The organism is Pseudoxanthobacter sp., from assembly GCF_036822375.1.
Lineage (GTDB): Bacteria > Pseudomonadota > Alphaproteobacteria > Rhizobiales > Segnochrobactraceae > Pseudoxanthobacter.
The window spans coordinates 1-9247 of the sequence record NZ_DAISHT010000144.1; the positions used below are offsets into that span (position 1 = coordinate 1).

9 protein-coding genes and 1 tRNA gene are annotated in these 9247 nt (G+C 70.4%); 4 read left to right on the forward strand and 6 right to left on the reverse strand.

What is annotated here, in order from left to right; all coding sequences use genetic code 11:
* Positions 1 to 357: AI-2E family transporter (locus tag V7067_RS12695; RefSeq protein WP_334176271.1), on the forward strand; the 357-nt coding region annotated here is incomplete at its 5' end.
* 57 nt (positions 358 to 414) lie between these two features.
* Here V7067_RS12695 and V7067_RS12700 read toward each other — a convergent pair.
* The 6 genes from V7067_RS12700 to V7067_RS12725 form a co-directional block, all read right to left on the reverse strand.
* Positions 415 to 1884, reverse strand: coding sequence for an alpha/beta fold hydrolase (locus V7067_RS12700; RefSeq protein ID WP_334176272.1), 1470 nt, complete (start codon positions 1882 to 1884; stop codon positions 415 to 417).
* A 183-nt stretch (positions 1885 to 2067) separates the two neighbouring features.
* On the reverse strand, positions 2068 to 2529 hold the full coding sequence (locus tag V7067_RS12705; RefSeq protein WP_334176273.1) for an Rrf2 family transcriptional regulator: 462 nt from the start codon (positions 2527 to 2529) through the stop codon (positions 2068 to 2070).
* Between the two features lie 121 nt (positions 2530 to 2650).
* Complete coding sequence (locus V7067_RS12710; protein WP_334176279.1) at positions 2651 to 3376, reverse strand: glutamine amidotransferase; 726 nt, start codon at positions 3374 to 3376, stop codon at positions 2651 to 2653.
* Positions 3377 to 3719: 343 nt separating this feature from the next.
* Entirely contained in the window at positions 3720 to 4232 is a 513-nt protein-coding gene (locus V7067_RS12715) for a TerB family tellurite resistance protein (RefSeq protein ID WP_334176274.1), read from the reverse strand.
* Positions 4233 to 4333: 101 nt separating this feature from the next.
* Entirely contained in the window at positions 4334 to 5482 is a 1149-nt protein-coding gene (gene aroB / locus V7067_RS12720) for a 3-dehydroquinate synthase (protein ID WP_334176275.1), read from the reverse strand.
* A gap of 70 nt (positions 5483 to 5552) precedes the next feature.
* Complete coding sequence (locus V7067_RS12725) at positions 5553 to 6137, reverse strand: shikimate kinase (protein WP_334176276.1); 585 nt, start codon at positions 6135 to 6137, stop codon at positions 5553 to 5555.
* Between the two features lie 207 nt (positions 6138 to 6344).
* Between V7067_RS12725 and V7067_RS12730 the strand changes: the two genes are divergently transcribed.
* From V7067_RS12730 to V7067_RS12740, 3 genes are all read left to right on the forward strand, one after another.
* A tRNA-Leu gene (locus V7067_RS12730) sits at positions 6345 to 6428 on the forward strand.
* Positions 6429 to 6763: 335 nt separating this feature from the next.
* Positions 6764 to 8020, forward strand: a complete 1257-nt coding sequence (locus V7067_RS12735; RefSeq protein ID WP_334176277.1) for an ROK family transcriptional regulator — start codon at positions 6764 to 6766, stop codon at positions 8018 to 8020.
* The gene (locus V7067_RS12740) at positions 8017 to 8931 is read left to right on the forward strand and encodes an SMP-30/gluconolactonase/LRE family protein (protein ID WP_334176278.1); all 915 of its coding nucleotides are present in this window, start codon (positions 8017 to 8019) and stop codon (positions 8929 to 8931) included. The genes V7067_RS12735 and V7067_RS12740 overlap by 4 nt, the downstream gene beginning before the upstream one ends.
* Positions 8932 to 9247: the final 316 nt, after the last annotated feature.

Below are 9247 nucleotides of genomic sequence, written 5' to 3' on the forward strand. Positions count from 1 at the left end.
ATTCCGTTCATCGGGCCGTTCGTGGCCACCTTCCTGCCCACGGTGTTCGCGCTGGTGCAGTTCGAGTCGTGGCAGATGGCGGCCTTCGTCTTCCTCTGCCTCAACCTCATCCAGTTCGTTTCCGGCAGCTATCTGGAACCGCGCATCGCCGGCAAGACGCTCTCCGTTTCGCCGTTCATGGTGCTGTTCGCGATCTTCCTGTGGAGCTTCCTGTGGGGCATCGCGGGCATCTTTCTGGCGGTGCCGTTCCTCATTGCCGCGCTGACCGCCTGTGCCCACGCGCCGTCGCTGCGCTGGGTGGCGGCGCTGTTCTCCGGCCAGCCCGCGGCGGCCGGCGAGCCGCCGCAGGAGAACTGAAGGCCGGGGACAAGCGGCGCGGGGGGGCTTTATGAGGCGCGGTGCCGGGCGGCCCGCTCACTGTGCCGGCGGCAGCCGGGCGGCGATGCGGGCCATCATGTCGTCGTAGAACGGGTTCGACGACATGCGCATCAGAAAATCCTTGTCCACCACCAGCGCGCCGCGCTCGCCGCGCGCGGCGACATTGCCGATCTCGATGCCGAAGTCTTCGTCGGGCGTGCCGGCGGGGTAGAGGCCATAGAGCCCGTCCCAAAGCGGGAAGGGCACGGCAATGTGCGACAGCGAATAGACCCCGCGCGGATAGCTGGCCCCGATCGGGGTGCGGGTTTCCTGCGTGCTGCCGGCTTCGGTGGTGCGGGCTTCCACCGCGGCGCTGTCGCGGCTGACATTGGTGATGAGCGTGGTGCGGAACGGCCGCGGGGCCGGCGGCAGCACGCGCCCGGTCGCCTCAAGAGTGCGCGGCCGGAACAGCTCCGCCGCATCCACCGCCGCGTTGCGGTTGATGTCGTAGAGCACCAGTTCGCTGTTGCCGCCCGACAGAACGCCGTGCAGCGAAGAGACGATGGCGCTCGTCAGCACCGTCTGGTCGAGCACCGACTGGAAGGTGAGAACGGGCGGGAACCCGCGCAGCGTTCCGCCGCCGTCCTGCGCGCGCAGTTCGCTCTGCAGCGCCTGCGTCAGCAGATAGGACTGGCGCGCGGCGTTGACCGGGAACGAGTTGTACTTGAAGGGGTTGAACTCCGGCAGGATGTTGAGCCACGCCGTTCTGGCAAAGGCCGGCAGAAAGGCCGGCAGGCCGGCAAGGCCGGCGAAGCGGGCAAACTCCGTCACCCCCACCATGGGCGAAAACAGCACCACTTCCGCCGGTTGCGGCCGGGCAGGGTTCTTCTGCGCCTCAAGCGCATAGAGCAGCGCCAGCGCGCCGCCGTTGGAATAGCCCAGAATGTGCAGCGGCTTGCCGGGGCCGGCCTGTCGCGCGGCCTCGCGCATGGCAAGCCGGGTGGCGGCCAGCCAGTCCTGCCAGGTGCCCTCCGTCAGCCCGCCCGGCACGGTGCCGTGGCCCGGTACGCGCAGCCCCACGGCCACGAAGCCGCGGTCGCGGTAGAGTTCGGCAACATGACGCAGGCTGTAGGGCGAATCCGTCAGCCCGTGGATGAACACCGCCGCGCCTTTGATCTCGCCTTTCGGCAGCAGTTCGTAGGAGCGGTTCCAGTCGTGCTTCAGGGCCGGGGTATAGATCGGGCTGCCATCGAAATAGCGGTTGTAGGGCACGCGGTCGGCGGCCGGCAGCGCCTCTGTCACCTCGCTGCGCACGGCTGCAAACGCCTTGTCTTCGGCGGCGAGCCATCCGGCCCAGTCGGTGCGGTCGAGTTCCGCGGCGTCGAGTTCCGGCGGCACAACGGTGTGCCAGGGCTCCAGCTCCGGCCCGCGCAGGGTATCGACGATGCGCACCGCCAGAACGGTGACGATGACGACGACCACGACGAGCACCAGCGTGCGCGCCAGACGAATGAGACGGCGGATCATCGGGGCTCCAGTTTCCGCGGCGTGCAGGGAAAGGCCGGCCGTCTTTACAGACGGGTTTGCAAGGACAGACGGGTTTGCAAGGCCGGCACGGACAGGCACGAAAAGCCGCCCGGCCCGCGCACCATGCCCCGTTGCCGGCCGGCTGCACAGGCCCCGACCCCGTGAGCCGGGGCGGGCGGGCGCTCAGATGTCGTAGAAGCCGGCATCCGCCTCGCCGGCGGCCACGCGCTGGGCCTGCGCGCGCATGTCGGCAATGGAGGAACGGTCGAGCACTTCGGCCATCGCGTCGCGGGCGCGCAGCATCATCAGCCGCACCGAGCAGGCGGCCACGTCGGCGCAGTCGTCGCACGGCAGATAGGCGGTGCGGCTGGCGCAGGCAATGGGCGCCAGCGGGCCGTCGAGCACGCGAATCGCCTGCCCCACCATGATGTCGCCGGCCGGCTTTGCCAGCGCATAGCCGCCGCCGGGGCCCTTCTTGGAGCGCACCAGACCGGCATTGCGCAGGTCGTTCAGGATGGCATCGAGGAATTTCTTGGAAATATTGTTCTGCTCGGCGATGGTCGCCGCCAGTGCCGTCTGCCCCGCCGGCAGGCCCGCCAGGTGCACGAGCGCCTTGAGGCCGTATTTTCCCTTGTTGCTGAGCATGGCGACATCCGTTCGGCGGCGAAAGACAGGGGCCGTTGTCGCCGTCCCGGATGAGAAAATCAATCCCGTCCGCCGGTCGCAGCAGGCAATGCGATGCCTTTTCCGGCCTGCCGGCCGGCGCTCAGCGGCCGAAGGCGGAGGCGGAAACCGCCACGCGCCGTTCCACCGGCAGCGGCGGGCCGATCCACAGGTCGAGAAAACGCTCCAGCCAGCACAGCACCGCGGCATCGTAGGTCAGGCGGTCGCGGAAGTGGGTCGGCACCGCGCGGGCGCCGGCGGCCTGTGCCATGCGGCTGGCCCGCGCGGTCCAGCGGTGCACCATGGCCAGGGTCAGTTCGGGGTGGAACTGGATGCCATAGGCCGCACGGCCGACCTGCATGGCCTGATGGGGAAAAGCTTCGCCGGCCGCCAGCAGGTTCGCCCCCGCCGGCAGGTCGAAGCCCTCGCCGTGCCAGTGATAGACGTGCTCCGGCCAGGGCAGCAGCGCATTGCCGCACGCTGTCGGCGTGATGGGATAATAGCCGACCTCCACCAGCCCGCCGGGGTGCGGGGCAACGCGCGCGCCGCACTGGCGGGCCAGCATCTGCGCACCGAGGCAGATGCCGAGGAACGGCTTCTCTTCCTTCAGCGGCACCCGGATCCAGTCGATCTCGCGGCGCACGAAGGCATCGGAATCGTTGGCGCTCATCGGGCCGCCGAACACCACGGCACCGGCATGGCCGGCCATGGTCGCGGGCAGGGGATCGCCGAAGCGGGGCTTGCGCACATCGAGCCGGAAACCGCGCGCGGCCAGCCGCTGGCCGATGCGGCCGGGGCTGGAATGCTCGCCGTGCAGCACGATCAGCACCTTGTCCGGCCGCTCGCCGCAGCCGGCGCCGGAGGCATGAAACCGCGGCGCCGCCGCCTCTTCATCAGAAAACGCCACCCCGGACCTCCCTGTGCCGGCCCCGGCCACCGCACCGGCGGACAGCGATCTCAGTCCTGACTGAGCCCCGTATTCATTGCACTGCAGCATAACACCGGCCGGATGCCGGCGCAAAGCCGCTGCAGCCGCCCGGAGCCGCTTCAGCGGGCAAATTGACCTGCCGGCATCGTTTGCCGGAGAATAAAGGCGCTGTCATGGAGGGGAAGAGGTTGCCGGGGAAGACCGTTGCCGGGGCTGTCGGCGACGGTGAGGTTGCGCCGGGCGCTCAGGCCGTGGCCGGCCGCGAGGGCACGGCATCTGCTGCCGGGGCGGCTTCCGGCGCGTTTTCCTGTGCGTTTGCCACCCGCTGGCGCAGCGACACCCGCTCGCGGGTGGAGATGCCCAGCAGTTCGGCCACGCGCCACACCGTGTTCTCCTCGAATTCCGTCACGGTGCCGTCGGCATAGACGGCCTGCCACATCATTTCGATGACGCGCAGGCGGCCGTCCTCGTCGAGCGTGCGTTTCAGCACCGAGGTGAAGCGGTAGAGATCCACGGCCTCATCGTCGGCCGCGCGGGCTTCGGCCACCAGCTGCAGCGTTTCTTCCGGCGAAAGGCCGTAGCTCTGCGACAGCGCGCGGCCGATGGCGGCCTGCTCGGCCGGCCGCACGATGCCATCCACCGAGATCAGGTGGACCAGCAGGGCGGCGACCGCCAGCCGGTGGTCGTCGTCGGCAAAGCGGCGCGACGGCGTTTCGCCGGACAGTTCGGTGATGAAGTCGCGCAGGGCTTTGAACATCCGCTCTCCTCGGGAACCGGCCGGGTCCGGCGGCCGGGCAGCCGCCGGTTCATTGCGGAAGGATTCCGGTCTGCGGCGGCACCGTCAAGCCGCCGGCGGGATTACAGCAGGCGATCGCGCGACAGGAAGCTGCGGATCGCATCCGGCGCGACATCGCCGGCCACGAAGCACTGGCCGATGCCGCGGGCGAGAATGAAGGTGAGGCGGCCGCGCTTCACCTTCTTGTCCTGCGCCATCAGGCTGACGAGGGTGTCGTCGTCGGCCATCTCGCCGGGAATGTCGCTCATGCGGGTGGGCAGGCCGGCGGCCCGGAGGTGGGCCTCCACGCGGGCGGCATCGGCGGGCGCGCACAGACCGGCTTCGACGGAGAAGCGGAAGGCCTGCGCCATGCCCACCGCCACGCCCTCGCCGTGGATCAGCCGCTCGCCATAGCCGCAATAGGCCTCCAGCGCATGGCCGAAGGTGTGGCCGAGATTGAGCAGGGCCCGGGCGCCGGAGGTTTCCTTCTCGTCGGCTACCACCACGCGCGCCTTGGCGCGGCAGGAAGCGGCCACCGCCTCGGTCAGTTCCGGCCCGCGCGCCAGCACGCCGGCATGGTTCTGCTCCAGCCAGCCGAAGAACGCGGCGTCGTCGATGAGGCCGTATTTGGCGATCTCGGCATAGCCGGCGCGCATGTGGCGCGGCGGCAGGCTGGCGAGCGCATCGGTATCGGCCAGCACCAGCGAGGGCTGGTGGAAGACGCCGACGAGGTTCTTGCCGTGGGGGGTGTTGATGCCGGTCTTGCCGCCGACGGAGGAATCCACCTGCGCCAGCAGGCTGGTCGGCACCTGCACGAAGCGCATGCCGCGGCGCACGATGGCGGAGGCGAAGCCGGCCAGATCGCCGATGACGCCGCCGCCCAGCGCCACCACCAGATCGCCGCGCTCGCGGCGCTGGGCCAGCAGCTGGTCGACCACATCCTCCAGCACGGCAAAGCACTTGCTCTGCTCGCCGGCGGGCACGACGATCAGCTCCGGTTCCAGCCCGGCGCGGCCGAGGGAGGAGACGAGCGCCTCGCCGTGGGCGTGGTTCACCTCCTCGTCGGTCACCACGCTGACGCGCACCCCCGGGAACCGGGCTGCGATTTCCGCGCCCGCCCGGCCGATCAGGCCCGGACCGATGAGAATGTCATAGGCCGCGCCCGGCAGCGGCACGGCAACGGTGGTGACGTCGGCCGGAGCGGCGGTTTCAGGGCTTTCAGTCGCGCTCATGGGGCGGTCCTCAAAGTGCTGTCCTTGCGGCGGGCACCGCGTGAGGGGCGCCGCGGACAGGGTTCGTGGTTCAGTGCGCGGGGGCGTCGAAATGGCCTTTCAGCGCATCGATGATGGCCTGCACCACCACATCGTGGGGCATGTCGCGCGAGCGCACCGTGAGATCGGCCTCTGCAAACACCGGCTCGCGCACGGCCAGCAGCGCGCGCAGCGTGCCTTCCGGGTCGGCATTGGCCAGCAGCGGCCGGTTGTTGCGGCGGCGCACGCGCGCCAGCAGCGTCGGCACCTCGGCCTTCAGCCACACCGAAAGGCCGTTCTCGCCAATGGCAGCACGGGTTTCGGGCGCCATGAAGGCGCCGCCGCCGGTGGCCAGCACCTGCGGCCCCTCGGTGAGAATGCGGGCGATGACGCGCTTTTCGCCATCGCGGAAGCCGCTTTCGCCGTGGGCGGCGAAGATCTCGGGAATGGTCATGCCGGCGGCGCGTTCGATCTCGTGGTCGGCATCGACGAACGGCAGGCCGATGACCTGCGCCAGACGGCGGCCGACCGTGGTCTTGCCGGCGCCGGGCATGCCGATGAGCACGATGGACCGGCGGCCGAGCCGGTCGCGGATGGTTTCGGCGCCTGCGCGCGCACTGGCCTCGCCGGTGGTCATGAAAGGCGTCTCCGCAGCTGCCCGCACGGCTCCGCCGCAGCGGTGCCGGGCCGGGGCTTCTGGCTGCTTGAAGAGTGCGGCGGCTTATCTGTCAAGCCCCTGTCGGCGGCAGGCCGTCTTTGAACAGCGCAAGCCGGCCTGAGGACTGGATCTTGGCGCCCCGTCATGGCACAAGCGCCGGACCTGCCACACGACTGGCGGCCATCTGCGGGCGTGGCGGAATGGTAGACGCAGCGGACTCAAAATCCGCCGTCGCAAGACATGTCGGTTCGAGTCCGACCGCCCGCACCACTGCCCCTGACGGGGCATCGCCCTAACGCCCTGTCCGGTTCTCTTCCCAGTCCGGTTTTTCCCCTGTCGGGATTGTCCCGCTGCGGCCTTCGGGCGGGCCACGGGCGGAGCTCTTTGCTGCGGGGGGCCGAATCGGCGGTTTGCGGGGCCCGGTTGCAATCAGGGCTTCCGGCCTGTGCCGCGACAGCACGCAAAAGGGGTGCTCCGTTTGCTTCCGGACCGGGGGGCATGGCCGGCGGGCGGGAAAATGCCCTGCGCCGGCAAAAATTGCGGCTGACCGTCTTGACCGTAAACAAGCCTAACAGTTAGCCTTCCTTACAGTTAGGGAGGCCACGGTGGTCACGGCAACTTCGCCCCACATCATGCGACAGACGAATGCGGTCGGCGTGCTGCAGGCGATCCGGCGTTGCGGCCCGATCACGCGGGCGGATGTGGCGCGCGAAACCGGCCTCTCCAAGCCCACCGTCAATGCCATCGTCGGCGAGCTGGTGGCCCGCGGCTATGCGCTGGAGGGCGAGGCCTCGGGGCCCGGGCGGCGGCTCCGGCCGGGGCCGCAGGCCAATGTGCTCACCTTCAATGCCGGCGCGGGCTATGTGGTCGGCTTCGACCTCGGCATCAGCCGGGTGCGGGCCGGGCTGGCCGATCTCGACGGCACCATTCTGGAAACGGCCGAGCACAGCTTCGGCGCGGCGCCGCCGCTGCTGCCGGCCTTCGTTACGCTGCTGGCCGACCTTGCCTCCGGTCTTGCGGCGCGCGCCGGCCTGAGCGACGGCGATATCTGGGCGGCCGGGCTTGGTCTGCCGGGCTTTCTGGACCGGCGCGAAGGCACCATCCGCCTCGCGCCCGGCTTCGAGAGCTGGCAGGATCTGCCGTTCCGCACGCTGCTGGAGCGCACCTTCTCGCGCCGGTTCGGCTGTTCCATCGTGGCCGGCGGGCGGGTGCAGTTTGCCATGCTGGCCGAGCAGCGCCACGGCGGCGCGCGCGGGCTGGAGGATGCCGTGTTCGTGCACCTCGGCAAGGGCATCGGCCTCGGGCTGCTGGTGCGCGGCGAGATCTTCGAGGGTGCGGAAGGCTTTGCCGGCGAAGTGGGCAGTGTGCCCTGCGACAGCGACGAGGTGCCCCCGGCCGGCGTCGGCGCGTTTGAGTGGATGGCCGGCGGCCGGGCCTTCGCCCGCCTTGCCCGGCAGGCGGCGGAAAGCGGGGCCAGCCCGGCGCTCGCCCGCCTTGCCGCCGGCAATCCGGCGGCTCTTGAGGCGCCGGCGGTGTTCGCCGCCGCCGCCGGGGGCGATGCCGCCGCCCGCGCCATCATCGAGACCCTGAGCGACCGCATCGCCCGCGGACTGGCCGGCGTGTGCTGCATTCTCAACCCCGCCAAGCTCATCATCGGCGCCGGCCTGTCGCGCGCCGGCGACGATTTCATCGCCGGCCTCGCCCGCCGCATTGCGGCGCTGGTGCCGTTTCCGCTCGTCGTGGAGCGCACCGGCCTCGTCGACCGGACCTCCGTTCTGGGCGCGGTGGAGCAGGCGCTGCGGATTGTGGAGAGCGAACGGTTCTTCCTTTTTGCGGCGGCGGAACGGGAGCTGGCACGATGACGACCGATCCGCTCATCCTTTCCGGGCCGACGCTGGTTGCCGCCACGGCCGACCGCTGCGGCGAGGCCGCCACATGGTGCCCGGAGGAAAATGCCCTCTACTGGTGCGATGTTCACGGCGCCCGCATCCACCGGCTTGAGGCGGCCGCCGGAACGGTGACGACGTGGGATTTCGAAACCCCGGTCGTCGCCCTGTCGCTGACGCGTGAGCCGGGCCGGCTTCTGGTGGCGCTGGCGACCCATCTCATCTGGTGGTGGCCGGCCACCGGCGCCCGGCAGGACCACGGTTTCCGCCTGCCCAACTGGCCGGCGGCGCGCCTCAACGACGGACGCGCCGACCCGGAAGGGCGGTTCTGGATCGGCTCGATGTTCAACGATCTCGGTGCCGATGCCGCCGCGCTGGAGGCGGCCGCGCCCGGCCACCTCTATTCCATCTCTGCCGGCGGCGATGTGACGACCCATCTTTCGGGCATCAAGGTTTCCAACACCCTGTGCTGGAGTGCCGATGCCACCCGGTTCTATTTCGCCGACAGCCCCCGCAACCTGCTGCGCGTGTTCGATTATGACGGCGCGGCCGGCCGCCTTTCCAATCCGCGCCCGCACCTTGCCGGCGAGCCGCACGGCATCCCGGACGGCTCGGCCATCGACGCGGACGGCTATCTGTGGAATGCGCGCTGGGGCGGCCATGCCGTCGTGCGCATCGCGCCGGACGGCCGCGTCGACCGCGTCATCGCGATGCCGGCGCGCAACATCACCACCTGTGCCTTCGGCGGGCCGGGGCTGAGCACGCTCTACGTGACCTCGGCCGCCAACGACACCACGGCGGACGACCGGCTTGCCGGCGCGCTGTGGTCGCTTGAAACCGCGGTTGCCGGGCTTCCCGGCCACCGTGTCGCTGTGGGCGTCGCGTGAGAGCACGCGCCGCCGCCTGACCCCGCAAGACGACGGGCCGTTCGCGGCCCGCAAGGCAGTGCCGCCGCACCCCCCCGCGCCTTCGCGCGGGCAGGGAAGGGGTGTGCCATGCCTGACGGAACCTGCCGGCGCCCGTTCCCCCTCCTGCGCGAGGGGGCGGGCGAACGGGAGAGCCTTGCCTGCCGCTGCCGGGCGCCGGCCCCGCAGACCCGCAATCGCGGTGCCCGCCCGGCGGGGCCGCTCAGGACCGGCAGCGCCGGTGCATTCACGAGGACGGCATGTCTGAGACGGATCTTCTGACGCTGGAGAACATCAC